The following is a 25857-nucleotide window of genomic DNA, read 5'->3' on the forward strand; positions in this document are numbered from 1 at the left end:
GGCAGCGACACCGGCACTGACATGGGCAGTGGCATCGGCGGTGACATCGGCGTCGCTCTCGTCGGCGCCGGCCCGCGCGGCACCAGCGTCCTGGAACGCCTCTGCGCCTCCGCCCCCGAACTGCTCGCCCCCGGCACCCGGCTGACCGTCCATGTCGTCGACCCCGCGCCGCCGGGCCCCGGCCAGGTCTGGCGCACCGCCCAGTCCCCCCACCTGCTGATGAACACGGTGGCCTCCCAGGTCACCCTCTTCACCGACGACAGCGTGGACTGCTCGGGCCCGATACGGCCGGGCCCGAGCCTGTACGAGTGGGCGGCGGCCCGGGAGCCCGAAGTACCGGGCGGCGCACCGGAGTTGGGGCCCGACGACTATCCGACCCGGGCCCGGTACGGCAGCTATCTGGAGTGGGTCTTCGCCGAGGTGGTGCGAGGTGCGCCGCCCGGGATCCGGGTCGAGGTGCACGGCACCCGCGCGGTCCGCCTGGACGAAACCCCCGACGGCGGCCAGCGCCTCACGCTCGCCGACGGCCGTGTCCTGACCGGCCTCGCCGCCGTGGTCCTCACCCAGGGCCACCTCCCCACCCTCCCGGACCGGACCGAACGCGACCTCACCGCGTACGCCGCCCGGCACGGCCTGCGCCACTTCCCGCCCGCCAACCCGGCCGACCTCGACCTCTCCCCCGTACCCCCTGGCGAACCCGTCCTCCTGCGCGGCCTGGGCCTCAACTTCTTCGACCACATGGCCCTGCTGACGACCGGCCGGGGCGGCCGCTTCGTCCACGACACCGAGGGGGCCCGCGGGAAGGGGCGCCTGAGGTACGTCCCCTCCGGCCACGAGCCCCGGTTGTACGCCGGCTCCCGGCGCGGCGTCCCGTACCAGGCACGCGGCGACAACGCCAAGGGCCCCTACGGCCGCCACACCCCGCTCGTCCTGACCCCCGAGGTCATCGCCGCCTTCCGCAAACGCGCGGACTCCGGCGAGGCACCCGACTTCCTGGCGGAGATATGGCCGTTGGTCGCGAAGGAGGTGGAGACGGTCTATTACGAGGGGTTGCTGGGGGCGGCGGCCTCGACGGCCTCGACGGCCGTCCGGGGGACGGACGACACCGGCCCTCGCGTCGCCCCGGGTGACGGCCGAGAAGCCGGCTCACCGGACCACTCCCCGCCCGCCCCGTTCCGCGTCCCGCACTGCGACCTGTTCGGCGAAGCCCTCGTCGATCCGACCCCTCACGCCCCCTCCCTCGACCCCCTCTCCTCCCCTGCCTCCTCCCCTCTTTCCTCCCCTCTTTCCTCCTCTCTCTCCTCCCCTCTCTCCTTTCGTGACCGCTTCCTCGCCGCCCCCCATCAGTCTCCCCAAGAGGGCGCCGTCCTCGACGAGTTCGGGGTGGCGGAGGCGGACCGGTGGTCGTGGGACCGGGTCTCGCGGCCGTACGCGGGGCGGGAGTTCGCGGACGCGGCGGAGTGGCGGGGGTGGCTGCTGGGGTATCTGCGGGAGGACGCGGCGCAGGCGGCGCTGGGGAACGTCGAGGGGCCGCTGAAGGCCGCGTTGGACGTGCTGCGGGACCTGCGCAACGAGCTGCGGCTGATCGTGGACCACGGCGGGCTGGCGGGGGCGTCGCGCCGGGAGCATCTGGACCGCTGGTACACGCCGTTGAACGCGTTCCTGTCGATCGGCCCGCCCCGCAGCCGTATCGAGGAGATGGCCGCGCTGATCGAGGCGGGCGTACTGACCGTGCTCGGCCCACGGCTTGAGGTGCACCCGGCGGACGGGGCGTGGCTGGCGCGCTCGCCCGACGTACCGGGGTCGGCGGTGCGGGTGACGACGGTGGTCGAGGCCCGCCTCCCGGAGCCGGACCTGCGCAGAACGGCCGACGAGTTGCTCGCCGGGCTGCTGGCGGCGGGAGAATGCCGGCCGCACCGGACGGACGGGTACGAGACGGGCGGACTGGACGTGACACCACGGCCGTATCACCTGATAGACCGTCAAGGTGCCGCACACGCACGGCGGTTCGCGTTCGGTGTTCCGACGGAAGGCGTGCACTGGGTGACGGCGGCGGGCGCGCGCCCAGGGGTGGATTCGGTCACACTTTCGGACGCGGATGCGGTGGCGCGAGCGGTTCTACGTGCGACGACACCAGCGAACTCGCCCCAAGCGCAGGCAAAGAGCTGGCTAGATGTTGAACTTGCAAGCATCGATTAGGTCTGCCTAACGTGGGTGACTCATCGGTAATAACCGTCCCCACCGGTCCCACAAGGACCGGGTCACTACCGAAGGAGTCCCCCACCATGACCGGACGCCTCAACAGCGCCCAGCCATACGCCCTCGGACTGTTCCGCATCGTCATCGGCCTGCTCTTCACCTGCCACGGCGCCAGGAGCCTCTTCGGCGTCCTGGGCGGCGCGGACGGCCAGGGCGGCACCGTCGCCACCGGCACCTGGCCCGGCTGGTACGCGGCCGTCATCGAACTGGTCGGCGGCGCCCTGGTCCTCCTGGGCCTCGGCACCCGCGCGGCGGCGTTCATCGCCTCCGGCGCGATGGCCTACGCGTACTTCAAGGTCCACCAGCCGCAGGCCCTGTGGCCGGTCGAGAACGGCGGCGAGGGCGCGGCCCTCTACTGCTGGGCCATGTTCCTGCTGATCTTCACCGGCTCCGGCGCCCTCGGCCTGGACCAGTTCCTCGCCAAGCGCCAGTCCGCGTCCGCGGGCAGCACCCCGAGCAAGTCCCCCGTGGCGGCCTGACACGCCCCGGCGGCCCGCCCGCCCTCTCCTGTTGCCCGAATGAACACGGCATGACGGACACATGAGCCCCTGTGAGCCGTCTGCCATACCCGGGGCGTACGCTGTTCGGCTGTCACGGGTCGCCGTGCTGTCGGGGGAAAAACAGGAGAGTGCTCGGTGCTTGAGAGTCTGGGTTGGCTGGCCGCCGGCCCATGGATCTACGCCGTCGTGGGCGTGTCCATCGTGCTGGACGTGTTCCTCCCGGTGCTCCCGAGCGGTGTCCTGGTCGTCGCCGTGGCCACGGCCGCGGCGGCCGAGACGGCGGCGGGTGTGGCCTGCGAGGTCCCCGACATCCTGGTGCTGATGCTCTCCGCGGCGACCGCGTCCGTCCTCGGTGACCTGGTGGCGTACCGGCTGGCCTGGCGGGGCAGCGCGTGGCTGGACCGCGCCATCGCCCGCTCGCGCCGGCTGACGACCGCGCAGGAACGTCTCGGCGCCACGCTCGCCCGGGGCGGCGGCCTGCTGGTCGTCGTCGCCCGCTTCGCCCCCGCCGGCCGCTCCGTCGTCTCCCTCGGCGCCGGCGCGGCCCGCCATCGCGCCCGCGACTTCCTCCCCTGGTCCGCCGTAGCCGGCCTCGCCTGGGCCGCGTACAGCGTCGCCCTCGGCTACGTCGGCGCCCACTGGCTCGGCCCCACGTGGCTGGCAACGGCGGTCTCCCTGGCCGCGCTCTTCGGCGCGGGCGCGGCGGCGGCGTACTTCATGCGCCGGCCCCAGCCCCACTGATCGGGGACGCGGCGCGAAAGAAGCCGCAGACGTCAAGGGGCGCACGCCCTCGCGCCCTCGACAGCACCCACCGACAGCACCCACGAGCCGTACCCGTCTCAGGACTCATGGACGTGTTTCAGGTGGGTACGGGCCTCGACCTTCTTTTCCGTGGCGACCTCCGCCCAGTAGCGGTGGCAGCTCACGAAGACCGCCAACTCGCGCTCCCGTTCACGGAGTTTCTCGACTTCGGCCTGTTCGTCGGGCGTCCAGCCCGGGGAGGCGGGGCGCTCGATCTTCCGCCAGCCGTGGTCGTCACTGAATCCGTCCAGGGGCTCGACCGACCAGGGCAGTCGCTTCAGCAGCGCCAGCAGCTCGGCCCGGACCTGATGCAGCTCCTCCTGACCGGCGAGGAGGTCACTGGGGAAGTCATAGGTCTCAGCCACGCGGCAATGGTACGCCTGTTCGAATTTGGGATGCGAGTTCCTTCTGTGAACGGGGTCGGGCCCGGCGGGTCAGGTGAGGTCGGCGCGGTGGACAAGAAGGGCAAGGAAGGCGAGGGGGGCGATCTGCACACGGTTGTCGAGGTCGAGGTCGGCCAGGATGCGCGAGACTGGGGGTATGTGCCGCAGTATCAAGACGCTTCGCCCACCCGTCCTCCCCGAGGAAGCCACCGAGGACGATATTCGGGCCGCCGCGCTTCAGTACGTCCGCAAGGTGTCCGGGTTCCGCGCACCCGCCGCACACAATCGCGAGGTCTTCGACCGGGCGGTGGACGCGATCGCGGCGGCAACGGCCGAGTTGCTGGACGGGTTGGAGGTCCGGGGAGCCACGCGGCGGGCCGGGTAGGAGCGTCCAGGGGAACAGGGCAGCCATGCCCTCGGGGCCGTCTGTGCGGCACCCAGCCCGATCCATCCCCTTGGGACCACACCCACGGTTCCAAGGCGCTTCGTCATTCCCGGACGCCGACACGAAAAGGGTCTCGCCCCATACCCTGCCAGTGACGAAGCTGTGCAGAGAGGGGCGAGACCATGCCAGCCGCTGCTACCCCGGACCCGTACGCCGACCCGCTGAAGTTCGGCCAGCGGGTGCAGATCCTCCGCGAGCGCCGTGGTTTGACCCAAGCGCAACTCGCCGACTTGATCGGCGTCTCTCCTCACACCCTGCGCAAGATCGAGAACGGACAGCAGAAAGCCCCTGACCTCCAGCGGGTGCTGCTGATCGCCGAGGCCCTGCGGGTACGAGACCTCTCCGACCTGACAGGCCGCCCGGACATGCGTGTCGACCTTTTCATCGGCCCCGGCCATCCCCGCCTCGCGCAGGTGAAGGCGGCGATCGACTCGTTCCAATTGTCCGGAGACGTCGAGCCACCCCCCATCGCCCACCTCGAAGCCCGTCTCCATGCCGCATGGAAGGCAAGGCACGCGGCGAAGAACCACCGCGAGGTCATCGGCAAGCTGCTCCCCGACCTCGTCCGCGACGCGCAGGCCCTCGCCCGGCACGCCGACACCGGCAACGAGCGCCGGGCCGCACAGGCCCTCCTCGCGCAGACGTACAGCCTCAGCCAGTTCTTCATCGCGTACCAGCCCGACAGCTCTCTTCTATGGCGGGTCGCCGAACGAGGCATGGTCGCCGCCCAGGACTCCGGCGACCCACACGCCATCGGCGTCGCCGCCTGGCTGCTGGCGCAGGCCCACCGAGACTCCGGCCGCCACCACTTCGACGCCGCCGACGCCATCAACCTGGAGGCCGTCCGCTTCCTCGAACCGCTGCTGCCCGATGCTGATGATGATGTCCTCGCCATCGCCGGGGCCTTGGAGTTCGAACTCGGCTACACCGCCGCCCGCAGGCGAGAGACCGGCACCGCGTGGAGACACTGGGACAAGGCCAACGCCATGGCAGCCCGCCTGCCCGGCCACTACTACCACCCCATCACGTCGTTCTCTCAGGCCATCATGGGCGCCCACGCCGTCACCGTGGCGGTCGAACTGCACCAGGGCGGCGAATCCGTGCGGCAGGCCGCCCGCGCGGACGAGTCGACGATCCCCTCGCACCCGCGCCGGGCCCGGCACCGGATCGAGGAAGCGCGCGCGTTCCAGCTGGACGGGCAGCCGGACGTCGCGATCGCGACGCTGGTGAAGGCGCACAGGGCGGCACCGGAGACGATCCGCTACAACGGCTACGCCCGCAGGATCATCCTGGAAGAGGTGGAGTCGACGCAGGCTCGGCGCCGTCGACGTGCGGCGGAGTTGGCGGCGGAGGTGGGAATCCTGGCTGCCTGAGCGGTACCGACCGGATTCCGGTCGGCGGTCGGGTACGGGTAGCCATACGGTCACGGTGTGAGACGGATCACCGTGGCCGTGGAGGCGTCATGCACTCGATAAGTTTGAACGACCTGTTCCCCTCCGTGGACGCGGTCCCGCCGGCCGACTGTGAGCGGTGCAGAGGGCTGGCCGAGGATCGGGCAGTGGCGAAGACCGAGGGGGACTGGTCGCGGGTCTCCGACTGCAACGTCCTCATGCGCGCCCACCACCCTCAACTGCCCCGCCGGAAGCGGAGGCGGTGACCATGCGCCGGCCCGCCCTCGGCGACACCGTCGAGGACACCGCCCGCCGACAGGTCGGCGAGGTCATGGGGTTCGAGGGCCCTTACGTACAACTGCGGCCGATCGGCGGAGGGGTGGAGTGCGACGCCGAGCCGGACCGACTCCGTCCGCTCACCCCGCACGAAGCCCTACGCGCGGGCGTGGCGGCGGCCAACGCCCGGTCGCGAGGTGAGCGCCTGTGATACTCCCTGTGCAGGCCGCCTACGACGCGCTGCTCGCGCATGCCGGATGCCCGGACTGCCGGGCGTTCCGCGACAAGGACGGGAAGTCCACCGGCCAGTGCCCGAAGCTGGACGCCCTGGCTGAGGAGTACCGCCAGGTGCGGCGCACGGCCCGGAGACCCTTGCCCGTCTGATCCCCTCGACGTCGGCCGGTACCTCCGGCGTACGAGGTGGCCGCCCCGTGCCCTGCAAGGGGCGGCCTGGGTGAGCCCGCCGCCACGACCCCCGAGGTGGCAGGCTCGCGGCACACAGTCCAGATGCGCACCGCATGTGGACTTCATGTGGATTCCGCGCACGAATACGGCCCCCCGAAGATCACTTCGGAGGGCCGTCATGTGGCCTATGACCAGGCCTTTTAGGTCCCGGTGGGCATGGACGGTTTCGAACCGCCGACATCCTGCTTGTAAGGCAGGCGCTCTACCCCTGAGCTACACGCCCGAGTGCGCCTCGACAGCCTACATTGCGCTGGGCGGTGCCCGGCAAACCGGTAACCGGGGGTTTCCCCCATCCCTGATCCGGGGGCGGCCCGGATCCCCCGGAACTCCCCTGCTCCGTACGGTCGAAGAACACCGGAGGACAGCTCGGGGCCAGGCCCCAGGGGGAGATCGTCGTGACTCCACCCACGCGTAAACGCGCGGGCTTCCTGCGTCGGTGGCTAGGCCGCCGTGCAGAGGACCAGCCCGGCCCTGTTGAGGACGTTCGTCGCGCCGACGTGGTCCGCGTTCGCCGCGAACCCGCACGCCGTGCACTGGAACCTTTCCTGGGTGATGCGGTTCTCCTTCGCGGCATGCCCGCAGTCGGGGCACGTGCGAGAGGTGTTGCGCGCGTCCACCGGGACCACGAGGCGACCGGCACTCTCAGCCTTGTTCGCCAGGATTCCGAGAAACTGCGCCCAACCCGCGTCGAGGATGCTGCGGTTGAGCCCGGCCTTCGCGGCAGCGCCGTTCGGCAGGAAGCCGCCGGGCCGGTCGGGGTCGGGCTTGGGGGCGGGGCTCTTGGCCATGCCCGCTGTGTTCAGCCGTTCATGCGCGATCACGTCGTGGTCACGGACCAGCGTGCGTGCGGTCTTGTGGTGGAAGTCGGCGCGCTGCCGCCGGATCCTGCCGTGCAGCTTGGCGACCTTCCGGGCGGCGGCCCGGTGTGCTTTGGTGCGCTGCCGGGTTCGCTCGGGGAACGTCGCGAGGTGCCGCTGCGCTTCGGCCAGTTCGTCGGCCATCGCTCGAAGGAAGCGCGGGTTGGCGACGTGTTTGCCGTCCGAGGTGGTCAGGAAGTGGGCGACGCCCATGTCGATACCGACGACCACACCGGTGGGTGGCAGTTCCTCGGCGGGCACTTCGTCGCAGGCGAGGACGACGTACCAGCGGTTGCCTTCGCGCTTCACCGAGATCGTCCTGACCCGGCCCGGTACGGGCCGGTGCTGGTGCACGCGGACGTGTCCGATACCTTGCAGCCGCACGCGGGTGACGGGGTCGTGGGGGGTGGAGTCCCAGCGGCAGCCGTCGCCGTCCTTCGGGAACACTACGGTGTCGAAGTGGCCGACGCCCTTGAAGCGTGGGTAGCCCGGTGTCTGCCCGGCCTTGACGCGGCGGAAGAACGCCTGGAACGCCTTGTCGAGACGGCGCAGGGTGGCCTGCTGCGAGGAGAACGACCAGCGCCCTTGACGCTCCGGGTCGAACGCGCGGATCTCCTTGAGCTGCGCAGACTGGTCCCCGTACTTGATGCTCGTCTTCGAGGTGTGCCGGTAGGCGTCGCGCCGCTCTTGCAGGGCGCCGTTGTACAGCGAGCAGTGATCTCGCAGCATCTCGCCCAGCGTGGCCGTCTGGCGGGCCGTGGGGCGCAGGAGGAACTTGTACGCGCGGATCACGAGCCGTCCCCCTTCTTCCACGGGCGTTCCCACTGGGTGTTGATGTACTTCTCGACCGTGGCTGCCGACACGGCGCCGACCGAGGCAGCGAAGTACGACGACGACCACAGCGTGGGCATCCGTGACTTCAGGTGCGGGAACTCCTCGCGCAGCACGTGGGAGGTGAAGCCCTTGAACTGGTTGGCCACGTACGAGGCCGACGACTTCGGGTCGTGCTTCACGAAGAGGTGGACGTGGTCGGGCATCACCTCAAGGGCGATGATCTCCCACCCGCGTTCGTCGGCCTTCTGCCGGATCAGTTCGTCCAGTCGTTCCGCGACCCGGCCGCCGAGGACCGGACGGCGGTACTTCGGGCACCACACCACGTGGAGCCCGAGGTCGTACACGCCGCCGGAGAATCGGCGAACCTTCCTGGTCACAGCCATGCGATCACTATACACACGCTGCAGGTCTAGTGCGGCAGAAAGGTGGACCCAGGTGAACAGTGCACATCCATGCACCCAGTTGAGGGCAGAGCAGCCCAGAGAAGCCATTCCCCACCCCGCTGAAGCGGGGCGTGCCCTGGCTAGGTCCTGATGGCACGCACAGCTCGCGGTACGGCACGCACGCCACGTACGACGCGTACGGCCCGCACCGCACGCTCGGCCCGTACGACGCGCAGGTCACGCACGGGAGCGGTCGGCGTCGCCGGTCTCGCCGTCGCGCTCATGGCGTCCGTCGCCGCGTGTGGGGCCGACGCCGGGGAGGACCGGGACCCGGAGCGGCGGAGCTTCGCGCTCGACGGCCGGACGCTGACGGTCGACTCGGACGACTCCGCGCTGGACCTGGTCCCGGCGGACGTGGACGAGGTGAAGGTGACCCGGTGGTTCGAAGGGCGGGTCATGGTCGGCGGGAAGCCCCGGGTGACCTGGGAGATGAAGGACGACCGGCTGAAGCTGCGGGTGGAGTGCTCCGGGATGGTCGCCGACTGTGCGGCGAAGCACCGGATCGAGGTGCCGCGCGGGGTCGCCGTCGCCGTGACGAGCGATGACGGCAGTGTGACCGCCGAGGGTTTCGCGGAATCGCTGGAGGTGCGGTCGGCCGACGGTGCCGTGCGGGTCGCCGACTCCACCGGGCCGTTGGAGGTGCACACCGACGACGGTTCCGTGCGGGCGCTCGGCATCGCGTCGCGGAGCGTGAAGGTGAACACGAAGGACGGTTCGGTGAAGCTCGAACTCGGCGTCGTCCCGGACCTGGTGGAGTCCCGCAGCGACGACGGCTCGATCAGTATCGCGTTGCCGCGGGACACGTCGTACCGGGTCGAGACCGGCAGCGACGACGGTGCCGTGGACGTGTCGGTGCCGCGTGACGAGCGCAGCGCGCATGTGGTGACCGCCCACACCCAGGACGGCTCGGTGACGGTGCGGAACGTGGACTGAGCGTGGACGGGGAGTCATCCGGGAAGCCCGAACCGATCGACCCGTGTTTTCGTCCTTGACCGGTGGGAGAATGGCACCGGTCAGGGCGGATGACAGCACGGGAGAGGGATGTGACGGCGACACCAGCACAGCCGTACACGCCGAGTGCGCCGAGCGCACACCACACCCACAGCCGCGCACCACGACCATCCACGCCCCCAAGCCCCCCGCACCGCTCCCCCGCCCGCGACGCCGTGACCCTGCTCGCGCTCCCCCTGCTCGCCGCCCTCGTGCTGCCCGCGGCCTTCGCCGGGGGTGGGACGCGGCGGTGGTTCGGGGGGCGGGCCGAGGGGCAGCGGGCGGAGGCGCAGGCGGCGAAGGACGCGGCGGCGGCCGCGTTCTACGAGCTGGACACCGCGCAGCGGGATCTGCGGATCTCGATAGAGACGATCACGGCGGTGGACGACACCCCCGGCGCCCGTCAGACGGCCGACCGCTTCGAGGCGCTGGGCCGGCGGATCGACGAGGTCAGCCACCAGTACATCAACGCCGTCGACGCCCATGACCTGGACCGGGACGACCTGGAGGCGTCCGCGGCCGCCCGCGCCCGGGCCGAGCTGACGGCCGCCAAGGACGAGCTGGGGCGGGTCAAGCAGGAGCTGGACCGGTTCGCCCAGGGGCTCGGGCCGCTGCTGGGCAAGGCCGAGACCCAGCTGGCCCGGCTGGTCCCGGCGGTGGAGCGCGCCCGGCAGGGCCTGCTGGCCGCCTCCGACGCGCTGGACGCCGTACGGGGTTCGGGGCTGAAGGCCGACGATCTCGCCGCCCGGCTCGCGGCCCTCGCGCCGGAGCTGACCAAGCTGAACCAGGGCGCGGGGCAGCACGGCGTACGGGAGACGCTGGAGCGGGCCGACCGCGTCGTGCGCGAGGCGGAGGCGGTGCGGGCGGAGGCCGAGCGGCTGCCGGAGCGGGCCGCCGAGATCGACCACCGGCTGGTGTCGCTGCGTACCCGCGCGGAGGCGCTGGGCACCCGGGCGGGCCAGGTGCCGCAGGTGCTGAGCGAGCTGCGGCGGCGGTTCGTGGCGTCCTGCTGGCAGGACCTGCAGCAGGTGCCGGACCAGGCCGCGCGGGACGTGGAGCAGGCCCAGCTGAAGCTGCGCGAGGCGCGGGCCGCGCGGGACGCCCAGCGCTGGCCGGACGCGACCGCGCTGCTGTCGACGGTGCGGGCGCTGCTGAACCACACCGACGAGGCGGTCTCGGCCGCCGGGGACCGGTTGCGGCGGCTGAACGCCGTGCAGAAGGACCCCCAGCAGGAGATCGACCGGACCCGGTTCGCGATCCGGGACGCCCAGCGGCTGGCCATGACGGGCCGCTCCACCCCGGAGCCGCGTCACGCCCGTCCGCTGGACGACTCCGTGGGCCGCCTGGACCGCGCGATCGCCACGCTGGAGGGCCGCCACCCCGACTACTGGCACTTCCTGACCGAGACCGAGGCCGTACGGCAGAACGTGGCCGGGGTCGTGGACCAGATCCGCAAGGAGCGCGGCGCGGGCGCGACCTGAGCCGCCCGGTCCCGCCGGCCCCGGGCCGGGTGCGGGGCACTGGGTTGCCCGGCGGAGCCCCCCGGCGGATGCTGAAGGGGTACGCAGGCCTCCGCTCACACCCGATGGGAGGCGGACATGGCCACGCACGCCACGCACACGCTGCGTCCGGGCAAGGGCCGGCACGCGGGTTCCCGCCGGCGGATCAGGATCGACGAGCATCTGCCCGTCGATCATCGTCTCAGCAGGGTCTACCGGTTCGGGGCGGGCCTGATGGGTCTGTTCCTGGTCGTCTTCGGCATCTTCGGGCTCATCGACAAGGTGGGCTGGTTCGACACGAACGGCGACGAGGTCGTGGGGCTGAGCACCAACGGCACGCTGAGCGTGTTGTCGATCGCCGTGGGTCTGCTGCTGCTCGTCGGCATGGTGATCGGCGGGAACTTCGCCTCCACGCTGAACATGACGCTGGGTGTCCTGTTCATCCTGAGCGGCTTCGCCAACATGGCCCTGCTGGACACCGGTTCCAACTTCCTGGCGTTCCACATCGAGAACGTCCTGTTCAGCTTTGTCGTCGGGATTCTGCTGATGACGTTCGGGATGTACGGCCGGGTCGGTACGGCGCTGCCGCACGACAACCCGTACTGGCGAGCCAGGCACCCGGAGGAGGCGGAGCGCGAGACGCGGCGCAGGGCCGGGGTGGGGATGGCGAAGCTGGAACGGGCCGACGCCCTCCCCGAGTCCGGGACGGACGACGGGAAGGGCGCCGGCTGAGGCACCGTGGGCGCTGGGCTCAGGTGCGGTACGCGTAGTAGTTCGCGGTCGGGTACGAGGCGATGATGCTCGCGACCGAACGGCGGTAGGTGTCCGCGTCGTGGTACGTCAGGTACGGGACGCCGCTGGAGCTGCGGTAGGTCGTCATCATGGAGTGGTCCTTGGACCCGTCCTTGTTGAAGTCGACCTGCAGCACGTCGCCGACGTCCATCTGGTAGACGTTCGCGAGCGCGGTGGTCCGCTTGGCGGTCTGGGTGAACCAGGACCACTCGTTGACGCCGATCCAGGCGTCGGCGGTGCCGTTGGAGGCGTAGTACCAGGTGTCGTACTCCTCCGGCGTGACCGTGGAGATCTGCTTCCAGCCGCCCGCCAGGAGGCCCTGGCTGAGGTAGTTGGTGCAGTCGCCGCCGGCCGCGTTGTACTTGCGGTACGCCGGGTTGTAGTTCTTCCAGTACTTCTCGGTGTAGGTGGCCATCGCCTTGTAGTTGTAGGCGCCACTGGTGAGGTTCTTCGGCTTGGCCGCCGGGTTGGGCGTGGTGGCCGCCTTGGGGGCCTGGATGATGGCCATGGTCGAACGGCTGGGCTTGGCGTCCGCCGCGGCGGTCACGGGCTCGTTGATGCGCGGGGCGCCGCCGTCGGTGGACCGCATCGCGGTGAGCTGCCAGGTGCCGTTCGCCTGGGCGGTGAACGTCAGCACGTGGTGCGCGTCGAAGCCCGTGGAGGCGGGTTCGTCGCCGCGTATCTTCTTGTACTTGAGGCTGGTGGTCTCGGTGACCTTGACCGTGGCCTTCTTGCCCTTGACCGTGGCGCCGTCGACGGTGACCTTGGTGTCCGCCGAGGTGTACGCCTCGCCCAGTCCGGCCAGACGGGACTTGGTGCCCTTCAGGGCGGTCAGCTTGCCGTCCTCGGCCTTCTTCTGGCCCGCGGACAGCTGGACGCCGCCGGTGGGCTTGAGGGCCTTGCGGGCGGCCTTGCTGCCGAGCAGGACGGCGGTGCGGTCGGTGAGCACGTTGTCCGCGACCCGACCGAAGGCGTCCTTGGTGGCCTTGGTGACCTTGGGCGTCGACGCGGCGGCGTTCGCCGTGGCGACGGGCAGCACAGCGGTGGCCATGACGGCCGCCGCGAGGGTCGAGCCTGCGAGGCTCAACGTCCTTGATCTCACTGGGAATCTCCTTGACCCCGAGTTGGTCGTACCCGGGATCGAATCTTTACATGACCTCCTCAACCAAAGTGAGGTCGGGGGGTGTAACAAGTGAGCAACATGGGTATCTGTGGGGCTATTTCACGACCGATGCCCAGTCGGCCGGGGCCTGGGCGGGGTCGAGCCCGCGCAGGTTCGCCAGGGTCTCCGGGGACTGGACGTCCATCCAGTCGGCGAGTTCGTCGAAGGAGACGCACTTGACGTCCTTCTTCACGCACACGGTCTTGATGACCTCGTCGACGGCGTTCATGTAGATGCCGCCGTTCCACTGCTCGAAGTGGTTGCCGATGAGCAGGGGGGCCCGGCTGCCGTAGTACACGCGGTTGAAGCCGGCCATGTAGGTGTCGATGGTCTCCTGCTGCCAGGCGGGGTACATGGCGGGATCACCGTCGGTCTGGCCGTCGGACTGGTTGTAGAGGAAGTTGAAGTCCATCGACAGGGCCTGGTAGCCGTCGTTGTACGGGAGCATCTGGAGCGGGAAGTCCCAGATGCCGTTCTTCTTGCTGGGCCACACCTGGTAGGCGCCGGGCGAGCTGGCGTCGTAGCGGTAGCCGAAGTCCTTGACCGCCTTCAGGAGGTTGCCCTGGCCCTCCAGACAGGGCGCGCGGCCGCCCTTGACGGCGTCGACGGTGAAGGGCAGCGGGTCGAGGTCGGTGTCACCGGTGTTGGTCTTCCAGTTGGTGACGAAGTCGTTGAACTCCTTGATCTCCTGCTTCCACTCCGCGACGCTCCAGTCGGCGCCGCCCTTCTTTCCGCAGAAGTGGCCGTTGAAGTGGGTGCCTATCTCGTTGCCCTCCTCCCAGGCCTCGCCGAGCTCCGCCAGCGTGGTGCGGATGTGCTCGTCGGTGGGGTAGCTGATCGCGGCGGCGCCCTTCTCGTGCTGCGGCGGGTCGTAGAGGTCCCGCTTCTCCTTGGGCAGCAGATAGATGCCGGTGAGGAAGAACGTCATATGGGCGTCGTACTTCTTCGCCATCTCCCGGTAGTGCTCGAAGAGGTTGTCGTCCCCGGCGAGCGCGCCGTCCCAGGAGAAGACGACGAACTGCGGCGGCTTCTCGCCCTTCTTGAGCGGTACGGCCTTCAACCGCCCCGTCTGCGGGCCGGTGTAGGAGGTCGAGCCATCACCGATGATCTTGACCTTGCCGTCCCACTCGGGCTCCTTCTTCGTGGCCTCCCCGGCACCCCCGCTGCCGGCCGACGAAGCGGTCGGCGCGGTGTCGGCCGAACGATTCAGCACCAGATAGCCGCCGACCAGCGAGGCCGCCACGAGGAGCGCGGCCAGGGTCAGGAACTGCGGGCGGGTGGTGCGGCGCGGCGGACGCGCCTTGCGACGGCGGCCCTTGTGCGGCTTGCTGCCAGGGTTCATGTACGGCTCATTCTGCGAGGGTGGCGGGTGCGGGTGCTCATCGGTGGTCAGCCGATACGCATCGCACTGGACCAGATGTCGTAGGGGACCCCGGAATTGGGTGTTCCGGCAATCCCGTCGAGCGGCAGCGGCTCCAGGCTCTTGGCCAGGTCGATGCGGTAGACGACGACGGCGGTCGACACGTCCTCGGCCGTGCCGACGTACCAGGCGGCCTTGTCGTCCTGGGTGGTGCCGCCCTTGGCGGCCACCTCGTAGGAGGCGGCACCGGGCGAGGTGGGGTGGGCGGTGCGGTAGGCGTCGGTGAGGGCCGAGGTGACCTCGGAGGCCACGTCGGCACCGACCGCGCGCTGGGGCTTCGGGTTGTTCAGGGCGACCTTGGACCCGTTGTGGGTCACCTTCCGCACGGAGTACGGCTCGGTGTGCCTGCCCGAGGCGGCGAAGGTGCTGTAGCCGCTGGCCATCCGGATCGCGCTGGGCGTGGCGCTGCCCACGGACAGCGCGGGCACCTGCGCCCCGAGACTGGAGGAGAGCAGTCCGGCCGCCTCGGCGGTGTCGCGCACCTTGTCCAGGCCGGTGTCCATGCCCAGCTGCATGAACGGGGTGTTCACCGATCCGGCGAGCGCGTCGTGCAGGCTGATCGGGCCCCAGGACTTCTTGCCGTCGTTGTGGGCGGAGACCTGGTCGCCGTCCCGGTCCCAGTAGGGCCCCTCGGGGGTGGTCACCGGGACGGCGTCGTTCCCGTCGTAGACCGTCTGCGGGGTGACAGGTGTAGCCTCCGCGCCGCGCACCTTGACGACACCGTGTTCCAGGCCCGCGGCGTAGACGAACGGCAGGAAGGCCGAGCCGGACGGGACGGTGGTCGCGTTCGACTCGTTGAAGCCCTGGCTGCGGTGGTCGGGGCCGCCGTAGACGGCGAGGATCCGCCCCTCCGCGTCGACCGAGGAGGCGCCGATGTGGGCGGTACGGGCCTTCTTCGGGCTGTCCTCGCGCACCTGCTTGCGCGCCTTGGTCACGGCGTCCGTCAGCTCGTTCTGCCGCTTCTTGTCGAAGGTCGTGTAGACCTGGTAGCCGCCCCGGTCGAACTCCTGGGCCGAGAGGTTCGAGGCCTTCTGCGCGTACTGGGAGGCCAGCTCCACCAGGTAGTCCGTCTGCTTGCCGGTGTCGTACTGGCTGGACTGTTCGATCGGCTCGGGGAACTCGGTGTACTTGGCGCGCTCGGCCTTGGACAGCTTCCCGATCTCGACCATCCGGTCCAGGATCCACTCCCAGCGCACGACCGCCCGCTCGTGGTTGGCCTTGCTCAGGGTGGGGTCGTAGAGGCCGGCGCCCTTGAGCAGGGAGGCGAGGACGGCGGCCTCGCTGACGTTCAGCTCGCTGACGTCCTTGCCGTAGTACGCCTGGGCGGCCCGCTGGATGCCGTAGGTGCCGCGGCCGAACCAGCTGGTGTTGAGGTAGCCCTCCAGGATCTCGTCCTTGCTCATCTGGTTGTCGAGCTTGAGGGCGATCATCGCCTCGTCGAACTTGCGGCCGAGGGAACGGTCCTGCGACAGGTACACGTTCTTCACGTACTGCTGGGTGATCGTCGAGCCGCCCTGGGTGTCGCCCTCGCCGACGGTCCGCACCAGGGCGCGGGTGATGCCGCTGACGGAGATGCCGGGGTCGGAGTAGAAGCTCGCGTTCTCCGCCGCGAGGACCGCCCAGCGCACGTCCTCGGGGACGTCCTTCAGCGGCATCGCCTGCCGCCGCACCCAGCCGGTACGGGCCATGGGGGTGCCGTCGGACCAGAAGTACACATTGTCCTGCTGGGTGGCGAAGGTGTTGAGGTCGGCGGGTATGTCCGTGGCGGCGTAGGCGACGGTCAGGAACATGCCGCTGCACCCCACGGTCAGCCCCGCGGCCGCCAGCGACTGCCGCCAGGACGGCACCCAGCGCCGCCAGTCCGTACGGCCGGGGCGCGGGTACTCCGGGCGCAGCCGGCGGGCGAAGGGCGCGAACGGTGCCAGTCGCGCGGCGGCGACGGCGGTGAATCTGGCCAGAACAGACGGCCTGGGCGCCTTGCGTCTGCCCCGCTTTCCCGGTTTCGGCTGCTCCTGCGGAAGGTCGAACGCCCCCGGCTCGGGCAGCCGCAGCTGCATGGTCTCGTCCGGCGGGGCGGGCGGAAGCTTCAGCTGCATCGTGAGGTCGGACTCGGTCCTGTTCTCCGGATCAGTCACGCCCGGCTCCCGCGCCCCGGCGGTACCGGCGATGCTCGGCAACTGTGCGGCCCCGCGCGGCAACCATTCGCCCGCGCGCGGCGACTATACGACCGGGACACGTGGATCCCGGTCGACAAAGGACAGCGGTCACTACTGTCCCCCCTCCCCACTTGGCATCGCCCGTGTGGACGGTCACAGCCGCCACACCCGCGGCCGTGAGCCCCCTGTTCCCCCGGCCTTTCGGCCTCCACACAGCGACCACAAATTATCAGTCACTTTCACAACTGCTTCTGTCAGTAGCGTGAAAATTTGGCCAGTGTGATCGACCCCCCAGGACAAAGCCTCCGTTCTCCCACCCGGACGGCCGCTAGCCTGGCCCCATGCCTCGCTACGAATACCGCTGCCGGACCTGCGGCGACACCTTCGAACTGAGCCGCCCGATGGCCGAGTCGTCCGCCCCCGCGGACTGCCCCGAGGGCCACTCCGACACGGTCAAACTTCTGTCGACGGTCGCCGTCGGAGGCTCGGCCGCCGCGTCCGCACCCGCATCCGCGCCCCGGGCGGGCGGCGGCGGTGGCGGCGGATGCTGCGGTGGCGGCTGCTGCGGTTGATCAACACACTTCGATCAACGGCCGCCGGACCGTGATCGTTCACCGATCCGTCGGCGTGAGGGTTCTCTCAGGCTCTCTTCAGCTTCGTTCGCCTAGCGTGCCCCCATGACAGCCATGCAAGCGGAGTCGATGAGCGGCGCGCCCCTGTGGATCATCGGTCTGATGGATCTGCTGGGCGCGCCGGGCGCGGGCCTCGCCGTCGCGCTGGAGAACCTCTTCCCGCCGATCCCCAGCGAGGTCGTCCTCCCCCTCGCCGGCTTCGCCGCGAGCACCGGGCAGATCAGCCTCGTGGCCGCCCTGCTCTGGACCACCGCCGGCTCGGTCGTCGGCGCCCTCGCCCTCTACGGCGTCGGCGCCCTCCTCGGCCGCGACCGCACGGTCGCCATCGCCGCCAGGCTCCCCCTCGTCAAGGTCGCGGACATCGAGCGGACGGAAGCCTGGTTCCTCCGGCACGGCACCAAGGCGATCTTCTTCGGCCGCATGATCCCCGTCTTCCGCAGCCTGATCTCCGTCCCGGCCGGCGTGGAACGCATGCCCCTCCCCGTCTTCACCCTCCTCACCACCCTCGGCAGCGCCCTCTGGAACACGACCTTCGTCCTGGCCGGCTACTTCCTGGGCGCCAACTGGACCGAGGTCACGACGATCGCCTCGACGTACTCGAAGCTCGTCCTGGCGGGAGCGGCACTGGCGGTCCTGGCGTTCGCGGCGATCCGCTTTCTGAAGAGGCGCAAGCCCTCTTCAGGGGCGCGGGGAACTGCGCGACAAGCCACGACGAACCCGCGGCCCGAAACGCACAACACCCCCACCCCCTGACCGGCCCCGCTCACTACTCCTTGGCGGCCCGCAAGAACTCCCGAAGAATCCGCTCCCCGGCCAGAACCCCCCGCTCCGGCAGCGCAGCAACCGTCGCCCCCACAAACCCCTCGTCCGCCAACTCCCCATGCCCCGGCCGCCACGCCCGATCCGCCGCGAGCAACAGATCCGCATCGAGCAGGGAGTCCCCCGCGGCCAAGGTCAACTCAACCCCCGTCCGCCGAGCAACCTCCCTCATCGCCGCCGACTTCGTCAGCGGCTTCGGCACGGCGTAGATCTTGCGCCCCTGCAGGGACACCGTCCACCCCCGGCTCTCGGCCCACACCGCGAGATCCTTCACCCACTCCTCGGGCAGCAGCTCACGCTCCACGACGAGATAGACGAACAGCTCCTCCGCGACCCGGTGCTTGCGCACCCAGACCGGGTCCGCCGTGGCCTCCAGATGCTCCCGCACCTCGGCGAGCGGCGCGCACTCCCGCGCGAGCCGGGCGAGGACCCGCTCGTGCCAGGCGACGTCCGTGACCCCGTCCACCAGCAGATGCCCGCCGTTGGCACAGATCGCGTACGCGGGCGCCGGCCCCGGCAGATTGATCCGCTGGTACTGCTTGCGCGTGCGGGTGGTCGTCGGCACGAACACCGCCGCGTCCCCCAGCTCGGCGAGCAACCGCGCGGCCGTCTCGGTCATGTACGACAGCGGCTTGCTCTCGTGCACCTCGACGGTGAGCAGCCGGGGCGCCCGCGCGTCCGGCATGGTCAGCGCGAGCGCGGCGGCCGAGTAGATGAGCGTACGGTCGAGATCGCTCGCGACGAGAACGCTGGGCCCGGGCATCAGACCGCCACCGCCCTGCCGTCGGCGCCGGTCGCGCCGCGCGTGTACTGCGGGTGGATCAACCCCACGCATGTGTACGGCAGTTCGGCCACCTCTTCCACCGGTACCCCTCTCTGATCGGCGAGCAGACGTACGTGGTCGAGGTCCGCGCCCGCCCCGGCCCGCGCGAGGATCTTCCACGGTACCCGGCGCAGCAGCACCCGAGTGGTCTCGCCCACACCGGGCTTGACCAGGTTCACATCGTGGATCCCGTACTCCTCGCTGATCCGCTCGACGGCCGCCCAGCCCTCCCAGGTGGGGGTGCGATCGGTGGCGAGCAGCTCCTTGGTACGGGCGTCGACGGCGTCCCCGACCTCCGGGAACCGTGCGGCGATGGCGTCCAGGAAGTCCACCGACACATCGGCGCCGGCCAACTCCCGGTAGAACTTGGCCCCGTGGAAGTCGTCCGGCCCGACGAGGTCCGCGCGCAGCACGGTGCGCGATATCAGCCCGGAGACGGTGGAGTTGAGGCAGGCGGACGGGATCAGGAAGTCCTCGCGGGTGCCGTACGTCCGCACGCAGGACCCCGGGTCGGCGAGTACGGCGATCTCCGGGTCGAAGCCGGTGATGCCGTCGGACTCCTCGAACTCCAGCAGGGCGGCGGCGAGTTCACGGGTGATGGCACCCTTGCCGGTCCAGCCGTCGACGAACACGACGTCGGCGGGGTCGTGGTGGGCGGCCAGCCAGCGCAGCGCGTTGGCGTCGATACCGCGGCCGCGCACGATCGACACGGCGTAGTGCGGCACCTCGATCCCGTGCCGGTGCTCGGCCCACCGCCGCATCAGCACGCCCACGGGCGTCCCGGCCCGCGCCAGCGACACGAGGACGGGCCGCGGCGACCGCTCGGCGAGGACGGTCTCGGTGACGACTCCCACGGCCAGCGCGATCCGCTCGGCCGAGGTCTCCAGCGCGCTGTGGAAGAGCGCCTGGTACTGCTCGCTCGGCTGATACTCCACCGGCAGCGACTCCGCGTAGTGCGCCCCACCGCTCTGGATCGCCTCCTCCCGCTCCTCGGTGGGCGCCTCCAAGGTCACCGCCGAGAGGTCCCGCAGCAGCCAGCCGACCTCTTCGGGCGCGTAGGAGGAGAAGTCGGGGCCGCGGAGGGGCTCGGGGAGCATGGGGGGCCTTTCGGTGACGGGTGGGGTGGGAGGCGTGTGCGTGTCCCGGCGGTGCCCGGCCGGCAGGACGTACGACGGGACGTACGACGGGACCACGGCGAGCAGCACGCGCGGTGTGTGGCCGGCGAGGGTCGCGAGGAGGCCGTCGGCGGCGTGCAGCGTGGGTGTGTCCGCGACCGAGTCGACGACCGCGACCACCGCGTCGAAGCCGCCGCCGGCCACGTTGTACGCGTACCGCTCCCCCGGCCCGTCCGCGGGATCGTCGTGCGCCGGGAAGACGATCCGGCTGCGTATCGCGTAGCCGGGGTCGTCGACGGCCAGCACGGGCGACCGCGTGGTGGTGGAGAACCGTATCTCCACGCCCTCCGCCACCTTCTCCAGCTCGCGCGCGAGCGCCAGCGGCGCGTACATCAGCTCCTCGAAGCCGAGCACGAGCACCCGGCGGGCCCCCGGCGGCAGGGCATCGGCGAGACGCGCGGCCATACCGGGCAGCGCGCCCTCCAGCCGCGCCCGATGCGCGGGCGTGAACCCGTGCCGGCCACCGTCGGGCACCCCGGCGGGCCACCCCAGCTCCACCCTCCCGATCACCGAAGCCGAAGCCGCGGCCGCGGCGCCGGCCGGGCCCGAAGCAGCCGCCGCGCCCGCCCCCTCGTACTCCGCGACCAGCGCCTGCCCCTTCTCCAGCACCCCGCCCGGCAGTCGCACGGTCCCCTTCGCCGCGGCCACCAGGTCCACCCGCGCCCCGATCTCCCGCGCGAACGCGTCCAGCCGCCCCTGATCGGCGGCCGACCGCATGTCGACCAGCGCCACGACCACGTACCGCCTGCGCGGATACCGCTCGTGCAGCGCGCGAATGGTGTTGAGGACCGTGTTCCCGGTGGAGAACTCGTCATCGACGAGGACCAGCGGCCCCCGTCCCGCGAGCAGCGTGGGGTCCTCCGGCAGCAGCAGATGCGAGGTCGCGTGGGAGTGGGACTCCTCGAAGCCGCCCGCCTGCGGGACGCCCTCGACCGGGCGCCGGGTGGAGTGCAGATAGGGCGCCTCGCCCACCCCGTCCGCGACCGAGTGCCCGAGCCCGGTGGCCGTCTCGGCGTACCCGAGGACGACCGCGGTCCGCGCCCCGGCCTCCCCCAGCAGCTCCCGCACCCGCCGCCCCAGCGCGAACCCGTGCCCGTGCACGACGGCCGGGGACTGCGGCACATGCTTGCCGAGGACGTTCGACACCAGCAGATGCGCCCGCTTGGGGTTGCGCCGCAGGGCGAGCCCCAACAGCCCGCTCAGCTCCGCGTCCCCGACCAGTTCGACCCCGAGCCGCTCCCGGACCCAGGCCCCGGACCAGACCCCGCCGGACGGGCCGGCCGTGTCGTTCGCTGCGTTAATCATCGATTCCTTAGTCGGTACGGTCGGCACGACGTGAGCCGGACGGTCATCGGCGTGCAAAACGAACGTTCAGTCCGGCAGCCCCGCCGCCAGCAGGTCCACGAACCCGATGTCCTCGTTGGCGACACCGAACACCTCGGCGCGCTGCAGAACCCTTTCCGCCCAGGCGCGGTGGGGCTTGACCTCGTTCATCTTGTTGCGGGAGGCGGACCGCAGGACCCCGCCGCCGCCCCGCTCGGGCCGCAGGATGTCCTGCGCGTCGCCGAACTCCTCGTGGCTGACCACGGACAGCGCGTGCACCGGCAGGACGTGCGAGGGATGGATGCAGGTCTTGCCGAGCAGCCCGTTGGCATGGTCGAGGGAGATCTCGCGCAGCAGGCCGTCCAGCGCGTGCTCTATCAGCGACTCGCGCAGGTCCACCGCCCGGTTGGCCAGGAAGGGGCTGGTGCGCAGCTGCGGCTTGAACATCCGCTCCTGGACCCGGAAGTACTCCCACACCGGCCCGGTCACCGTGAACCCGGTGCCGTCGGCGCGCCCCAGCACATTGACCACGTCCGCGATCACGGAGGCGACGATCTGGACGTCGTACGCGGTCATGTCGGGTGCCCGGCGCAGGGCGTAGGAGGAGCAGAAGTCGGTGACGCCGAGCCGTAGCGCGAGCACCCGGTCGCGGTACTTGTCGACGGTGTGGGCGATGCCCTGGAGCGCCTCTACGCGCGTCTCCCTGTACATCAGCTCCGGCGATTCGAGCACCGGCATTCCGAACAGCCGCCGCCCGCTCGCGGCCTCGGCGGCGGTGAGCGCCTCCAGGAAGGCGACGCCGCGCTCCTCGGTGAACTTCGGGAACACGAACCCGGACAGCAGCCGTACGGCCGGGCCGAAGCGGTCGACGAGGTCGGGTATCTGCTCGGGCCGCCGGACTCTGATGAAGAGCAGCGGAAGCTCGGTGTCCGTGCGCCCGGCGAGGTCGGTGAACTGCCGGACGAGGTTCTCCTCGGCGCCCACGACCTCCGCGTCGTCGATGGAGTCCTCCAGGCACAGCACCATGGAGACCACGCCACGCCCGGCCTGCTTGACGATGTCGTCGGCCAGCCGCTCGCGGGTCGCCGGGCTGTAGAGCGTGGCGCCGAGCGCGGCGGCGAGCACGCGGGAAGGGGAGTCGGCGTCGAAGACGCCCGGCTCCCGGTAGAAGAGACGACGACGCTCCTCAGGGGCGATGTGCCCGAAATGACGCATGTGATTCCCCCGTGGCTCCTGGGCGTCCGGTCACGATCGTGGCCGGTAATAGTACGTACAAATGTGTGACATCAGTTCCCGCCGGGCGTGAAGTTCTGGTAACCCGGCCGTGTCGGGCGTCGGACGATTTCCCCGACGATTCGACGCCCCCGCGTTGTCGTGATCAGGACCGAGAGGGCAGGATGACCGCATGACGCACGCGATGCTGAAGGGGTCGAACGTCCCGATCGAAGCCACGGCGGTCCGCGCCGTGCTGCGCTGGGCGCCGGGCCAGGACTCCCCGGACGTAGACGCCTCGGCGCTGCTCCTCGGCCCCGACGGCCGCGTACGGTCCGACGAGGACTTCGTCTTCTACAACCAACCGCGCCACCCCTCGGGCAAGGTGTGGCGGCTCGGCAAAAAGCGTGTCGCGGACGGCCTCACCGACACCATCCAGACCGATCTGGCCGGTGTCGAGTCCGCCGTCGGCCAGATTCTCATCGTGGCCTCGGCCGACGATGTCCACGGGGTCCCCGTCTCCTTCGACCGCGTGCGCTCCCTGCGCATCCTGCTGTACGACGCCACGGTCGCCGACGCCGAGCCGCTGGCGTACTTCGACGTCAAGCCGGAGACCGGCGAGGAGACGGCCCTGATCTGCGGTGAGCTGTACCGCCGCGGCGGCGGCTGGAAGTTCCGCGCCATGGGCGAGGGCTATGCCAACGGGCTCCAGGGTCTCGCCACGAACTTCGGCATCCTGGTCGACGAGGCGGCGGCAGCGGCGGCGGCAGCGGCCGATCAGTCGGCCACGACCCGGACTCCGGCCCCGGAGATCTCGGCCCCCCTGCCCCCCGAGCAGCCCCCGACGGGCGTCCCGTCCCAGCCGGCGTACGGCTACCCCCCGGCGGCCCCGCAGCCCACCCAGCCCGCCTACGGCTACCCCCACCCCCAGCCGACCCCGGCCACCACCAACGGCCCGGCCTACGGTTACCCGCAGCCCACGGCGGCGACCCTGGACCCCGACTTCCGCCTGCCCCCGCAGGGCCCGCAGTTCATCGGCCGCTGAGGGCTACACCCCAAGGGGGCGCGTCAGCGCTCTCAAGGGGCGCGGGGAACTGCGCGACAAGCCCCCGGTGACCCGCAGCCGCCGACGCACCTGGCGCCCCGAACTCGAAGGCGGCCCGGCCAAGACCCGCGTCAGCGATCCGCCTTCGTCTTGTATCCGCGCCCCCACTGCAGCCCCCACCCGTACAAGCGGTCGAGCTCGGCCTGGAAGCCGTAGACGAACTTCACCTCGCGGCGGACGGTGATCTCCCCCTTGACGTTCTCGATCATCACCACCGCGCACGACCGCGCCTGCGGATGCCTCTCGTCCAGGCCTATCTCGATCCGCGGCCCGTTGCTCGGGTACAGCGTCACGATCGCGTGCGTACGGTCGAACGCCGGCGTCTGGTCGTAGATGTAGACGAACACCAGCATCCGCTTGAAGGCGTCCCGGTGGTCGAGGTTGATGTACATCGTCTCGCCGGACCCCGACCCGAACCGGTCGTCCCCGCTGAGCCGCATGTACGGCGGTTCGTTGATGTCCCCGAGGAAGCCGCCCAGCGGCTGCACGACCCCCTTCGTCCCGTCGGCCAGCTCGTACAGACAGCCGAGGTCGAGGTCGACGTTGACCATGCTCTGGCTGTGCGCCTGCACCTCCTCCGGCCGGAGCGCCTTGAAGGGGTGCCGCAGCACGCTCTGCCGCTTGGGCCCGCCGATGTCGGACGTCCGCATCCGCCAGGACAGGTTGACGCGCAGATGGCCCGCCGCCGCGTTCTGCTTGGAGAGGGACACCTTCTGGTGCCGCTTGGTCAGCTCGATCGCGTTGGTCGCCGCGTTGCCCGCGTCGAACTCCGAGGCCCGCCCGCGCCAGAGGTTGTCCAGGAAACTCATGCCCGCCCCACACCCGCCGTGTCGTCACGTCAACCACCAGCGGGGCGGCCGACGAGGACGAGTCCTCGTCGGCCGCCCCGCTCAGAGCCTGCCCTCACCCCACGGGTGGTCACACCCCGGAGGAGACCTCCGCCTTGTCGGCGGCGCCGGCGTCTCCCTCGTCGGCCGCCAGCGCCTTGTTGCGGCGGACCGAGGACCAGAAGGACCAGGCGATCAGGATGACACCGACGGAACCGGTGATGAACTCGTTGATCTCGTACTGGATGGTGACGAGCAGGATGCCGGCGAGGGCACCGATCGCGTAGTGGGCGCCGTGCTCCAGGTAGACATAGTCGTCGAGGGTGCCCTGGCGGACCAGGTACACGGTCAGCGAACGGACGTACATCGCGCCGACACCGAGGCCCAGCGCCATCAGGACGATGTCGTTGGTGATGGCGAAGGCGCCGATGACACCGTCGAAGGAGAAGGACGCGTCCAGGACCTCCAGGTAGAGGAACATGAAGAACGCGGCCTTGCCGGCGAGGGCGACGGCCGAGCGCGGCTTGCCGCTGCGCGCCGCCTCTTCCTCCTCCTCGTGCTCGCGCTCCTCGTCCTCCTCCAGCTTGTTCTCGAAGTAGCCGGAGAGACCGCCGACGATGAGATAGGTGATCAGACCCGCGAGTCCGGAGATCAGGACCGTCTGCGCCTTGTCGGCATGGGTGCCGCCGTGCTGGTGCGCCTGGGTCGCGAAGGTCATCGAGGTGATCAGCAGGACGATCATCGCGATACAGGCCGACAGCATGTCGATCTTGCCCAGCTTGGCCAGCGGACGCTCCAGCCAGCCCAGCCACTTGATGTCCCGGTCCTCGAAGATGAAGTCCAGGAAGATCATCAGCAGGAACATACCGCCGAAGGCCGCGATCGACGGGTGCGCGTCGGTCACGTACTGCTGGTACTGGTCCTTGTCGGTCAGCGCCAGGTCGACGGCCTCGATCGGCCCGAGCTTGGCGCTGATGGCGACGATCACGACGGGGAAGATCAGCCGCATACCGAAGACGGCGATCAGGATGCCGATGGTGAGGAAGATCCTCTGCCAGAAGGCATTCATCTTCTTCACGATGCCGGCGTTGACCACCGCGTTGTCGAACGACAGCGAGATCTCCAGGACGCACAGGATCGCGACGAGCCCGAGAGCCGTCCATCCGTCGTAGAGAACCGCTGCAACCAAGCCGAGCGCGGTGACCGCGAACGACCAGCCGAAGGTTTTCAGAACCACTGGCTACCCAATCGTGTGTGTACGGGGTTCC

24 protein-coding genes and 1 tRNA gene are annotated in these 25857 nt (G+C 70.4%); 13 read left to right on the forward strand and 12 right to left on the reverse strand.

Annotated elements, in window-relative coordinates:
* Positions 1-21 precede the first annotated feature (21 nt).
* The 3 genes from ACZ7MG_RS15400 to ACZ7MG_RS15410 all read left to right on the forward strand — a co-directional run bounded on the left by ACZ7MG_RS15400 (position 22) and on the right by ACZ7MG_RS15410 (position 3500).
* Positions 22-2199 (forward strand): FAD/NAD(P)-binding protein, encoded by a 2178-nt coding sequence (locus tag ACZ7MG_RS15400; protein ID WP_471380568.1) that lies wholly within the window; start codon positions 22-24, stop codon positions 2197-2199.
* A gap of 86 nt (positions 2200-2285) precedes the next feature.
* Complete coding sequence (locus tag ACZ7MG_RS15405; RefSeq protein WP_471380321.1) at positions 2286-2738, forward strand: DoxX family protein; 453 nt, start codon at positions 2286-2288, stop codon at positions 2736-2738.
* Between the two features lie 156 nt (positions 2739-2894).
* On the forward strand, positions 2895-3500 hold the full coding sequence (locus ACZ7MG_RS15410) for a DedA family protein (protein ID WP_471380320.1): 606 nt from the start codon (positions 2895-2897) through the stop codon (positions 3498-3500).
* Positions 3501-3598: 98 nt separating this feature from the next.
* Here ACZ7MG_RS15410 and ACZ7MG_RS15415 read toward each other — a convergent pair whose 3' ends face one another.
* Positions 3599-3925, reverse strand: coding sequence for a hypothetical protein (locus ACZ7MG_RS15415; RefSeq protein ID WP_471380319.1), 327 nt, complete (start codon positions 3923-3925; stop codon positions 3599-3601).
* Positions 3926-4100: 175 nt separating this feature from the next.
* Between ACZ7MG_RS15415 and ACZ7MG_RS15420 the strand changes: the two genes are divergently transcribed.
* From ACZ7MG_RS15420 to ACZ7MG_RS15435, 4 genes are all read left to right on the forward strand, one after another.
* Complete coding sequence (locus ACZ7MG_RS15420; protein WP_471380318.1) at positions 4101-4328, forward strand: DUF2277 domain-containing protein; 228 nt, start codon at positions 4101-4103, stop codon at positions 4326-4328.
* A gap of 182 nt (positions 4329-4510) precedes the next feature.
* On the forward strand, positions 4511-5761 hold the full coding sequence (locus ACZ7MG_RS15425; protein WP_471380317.1) for a helix-turn-helix domain-containing protein: 1251 nt from the start codon (positions 4511-4513) through the stop codon (positions 5759-5761).
* Positions 5762-6047: 286 nt separating this feature from the next.
* Complete coding sequence (locus ACZ7MG_RS15430; RefSeq protein ID WP_471380316.1) at positions 6048-6266, forward strand: hypothetical protein; 219 nt, start codon at positions 6048-6050, stop codon at positions 6264-6266.
* Entirely contained in the window at positions 6263-6439 is a 177-nt protein-coding gene (locus ACZ7MG_RS15435; RefSeq protein ID WP_471380314.1) for a hypothetical protein, read from the forward strand. Before ACZ7MG_RS15430 ends, ACZ7MG_RS15435 begins: the two co-directional genes overlap by 4 nt.
* Positions 6440-6671: 232 nt before the next feature.
* Here the strand turns inward: ACZ7MG_RS15435 and ACZ7MG_RS15440 are convergent.
* The 3 genes from ACZ7MG_RS15440 to tnpA all read right to left on the reverse strand — a co-directional run bounded on the left by ACZ7MG_RS15440 (position 6672) and on the right by tnpA (position 8594).
* Positions 6672-6743 (reverse strand) — tRNA-Val (locus tag ACZ7MG_RS15440).
* A 217-nt stretch (positions 6744-6960) separates the two neighbouring features.
* The gene (locus ACZ7MG_RS15445; protein WP_471380312.1) at positions 6961-8169 is read right to left on the reverse strand and encodes an RNA-guided endonuclease InsQ/TnpB family protein; all 1209 of its coding nucleotides are present in this window, start codon (positions 8167-8169) and stop codon (positions 6961-6963) included.
* A complete protein-coding gene (tnpA, locus tag ACZ7MG_RS15450) occupies positions 8166-8594 on the reverse strand; it encodes an IS200/IS605 family transposase (protein ID WP_471380311.1) in 429 nt (142 codons plus the stop codon). The genes ACZ7MG_RS15445 and tnpA overlap by 4 nt, the downstream gene beginning before the upstream one ends.
* Before the next feature lie 150 nt (positions 8595-8744).
* On the opposite strand from tnpA, the gene ACZ7MG_RS15455 reads away from it, so the two are divergent.
* From ACZ7MG_RS15455 to ACZ7MG_RS15465, 3 genes are all read left to right on the forward strand, one after another.
* The gene (locus ACZ7MG_RS15455; protein ID WP_471380309.1) at positions 8745-9587 is read left to right on the forward strand and encodes a DUF4097 family beta strand repeat-containing protein; all 843 of its coding nucleotides are present in this window, start codon (positions 8745-8747) and stop codon (positions 9585-9587) included.
* 110 nt (positions 9588-9697) lie between these two features.
* Complete coding sequence (locus ACZ7MG_RS15460) at positions 9698-11125, forward strand: hypothetical protein (RefSeq protein WP_471380307.1); 1428 nt, start codon at positions 9698-9700, stop codon at positions 11123-11125.
* A 117-nt stretch (positions 11126-11242) separates the two neighbouring features.
* Positions 11243-11875 (forward strand): DUF4383 domain-containing protein, encoded by a 633-nt coding sequence (locus tag ACZ7MG_RS15465; RefSeq protein ID WP_471380305.1) that lies wholly within the window; start codon positions 11243-11245, stop codon positions 11873-11875.
* 19 nt (positions 11876-11894) lie between these two features.
* On the opposite strand, the gene ACZ7MG_RS15470 is transcribed toward ACZ7MG_RS15465, so the two are convergent.
* The 3 genes from ACZ7MG_RS15470 to ACZ7MG_RS15480 all read right to left on the reverse strand — a co-directional run bounded on the left by ACZ7MG_RS15470 (position 11895) and on the right by ACZ7MG_RS15480 (position 16613).
* On the reverse strand, positions 11895-13037 hold the full coding sequence (locus ACZ7MG_RS15470) for an amidase domain-containing protein (RefSeq protein ID WP_471380303.1): 1143 nt from the start codon (positions 13035-13037) through the stop codon (positions 11895-11897).
* A gap of 115 nt (positions 13038-13152) precedes the next feature.
* On the reverse strand, positions 13153-14439 hold the full coding sequence (locus ACZ7MG_RS15475) for a polysaccharide deacetylase family protein (protein ID WP_471380302.1): 1287 nt from the start codon (positions 14437-14439) through the stop codon (positions 13153-13155).
* Between the two features lie 47 nt (positions 14440-14486).
* Positions 14487-16613: a transglycosylase domain-containing protein gene (locus ACZ7MG_RS15480; protein ID WP_471380566.1), complete on the reverse strand. Its 2127-nt coding sequence runs from the start codon at positions 16611-16613 to the stop codon at positions 14487-14489.
* 401 nt (positions 16614-17014) lie between these two features.
* Between ACZ7MG_RS15480 and ACZ7MG_RS15485 the strand changes: the two genes are divergently transcribed.
* Both ACZ7MG_RS15485 and ACZ7MG_RS15490 read left to right on the forward strand, forming a co-directional pair.
* The gene (locus tag ACZ7MG_RS15485) at positions 17015-17245 is read left to right on the forward strand and encodes an FmdB family zinc ribbon protein (RefSeq protein WP_471380301.1); all 231 of its coding nucleotides are present in this window, start codon (positions 17015-17017) and stop codon (positions 17243-17245) included.
* A 114-nt stretch (positions 17246-17359) separates the two neighbouring features.
* Positions 17360-18058 (forward strand): DedA family protein, encoded by a 699-nt coding sequence (locus ACZ7MG_RS15490; protein ID WP_471380565.1) that lies wholly within the window; start codon positions 17360-17362, stop codon positions 18056-18058.
* 13 nt (positions 18059-18071) lie between these two features.
* On the opposite strand, the gene ACZ7MG_RS15495 is transcribed toward ACZ7MG_RS15490, so the two are convergent.
* From ACZ7MG_RS15495 to ACZ7MG_RS15505, 3 genes are all read right to left on the reverse strand, one after another.
* A complete protein-coding gene (locus ACZ7MG_RS15495) occupies positions 18072-18887 on the reverse strand; it encodes an HAD family hydrolase (protein WP_471380300.1) in 816 nt (271 codons plus the stop codon).
* Positions 18887-21427 (reverse strand): phosphoribosyltransferase, encoded by a 2541-nt coding sequence (locus ACZ7MG_RS15500; protein WP_471380298.1) that lies wholly within the window; start codon positions 21425-21427, stop codon positions 18887-18889. Before ACZ7MG_RS15500 ends, ACZ7MG_RS15495 begins: the two co-directional genes overlap by 1 nt.
* Before the next feature lie 66 nt (positions 21428-21493).
* Positions 21494-22660 carry an HpcH/HpaI aldolase/citrate lyase family protein gene (locus ACZ7MG_RS15505; RefSeq protein WP_471380297.1) on the reverse strand — a complete coding sequence of 389 codons (1167 nt, stop codon included), beginning with the start codon at positions 22658-22660 and terminating at the stop codon, positions 21494-21496.
* A 190-nt stretch (positions 22661-22850) separates the two neighbouring features.
* Between ACZ7MG_RS15505 and ACZ7MG_RS15510 the strand changes: the two genes are divergently transcribed.
* Positions 22851-23702, forward strand: a complete 852-nt coding sequence (locus tag ACZ7MG_RS15510; RefSeq protein WP_471380296.1) for a TerD family protein — start codon at positions 22851-22853, stop codon at positions 23700-23702.
* A gap of 131 nt (positions 23703-23833) precedes the next feature.
* Here ACZ7MG_RS15510 and ACZ7MG_RS15515 read toward each other — a convergent pair whose 3' ends face one another.
* A complete protein-coding gene (locus ACZ7MG_RS15515) occupies positions 23834-24571 on the reverse strand; it encodes a TerD family protein (protein ID WP_471380295.1) in 738 nt (245 codons plus the stop codon).
* A 109-nt stretch (positions 24572-24680) separates the two neighbouring features.
* Positions 24681-25826, reverse strand: coding sequence for a DUF475 domain-containing protein (locus tag ACZ7MG_RS15520; protein ID WP_471380294.1), 1146 nt, complete (start codon positions 25824-25826; stop codon positions 24681-24683).
* Between the last annotated feature and the right edge of the window lie 31 nt (positions 25827-25857).

The sequence above is a fragment of the Streptomyces sp. NPDC107538 genome, from assembly GCF_055657445.1.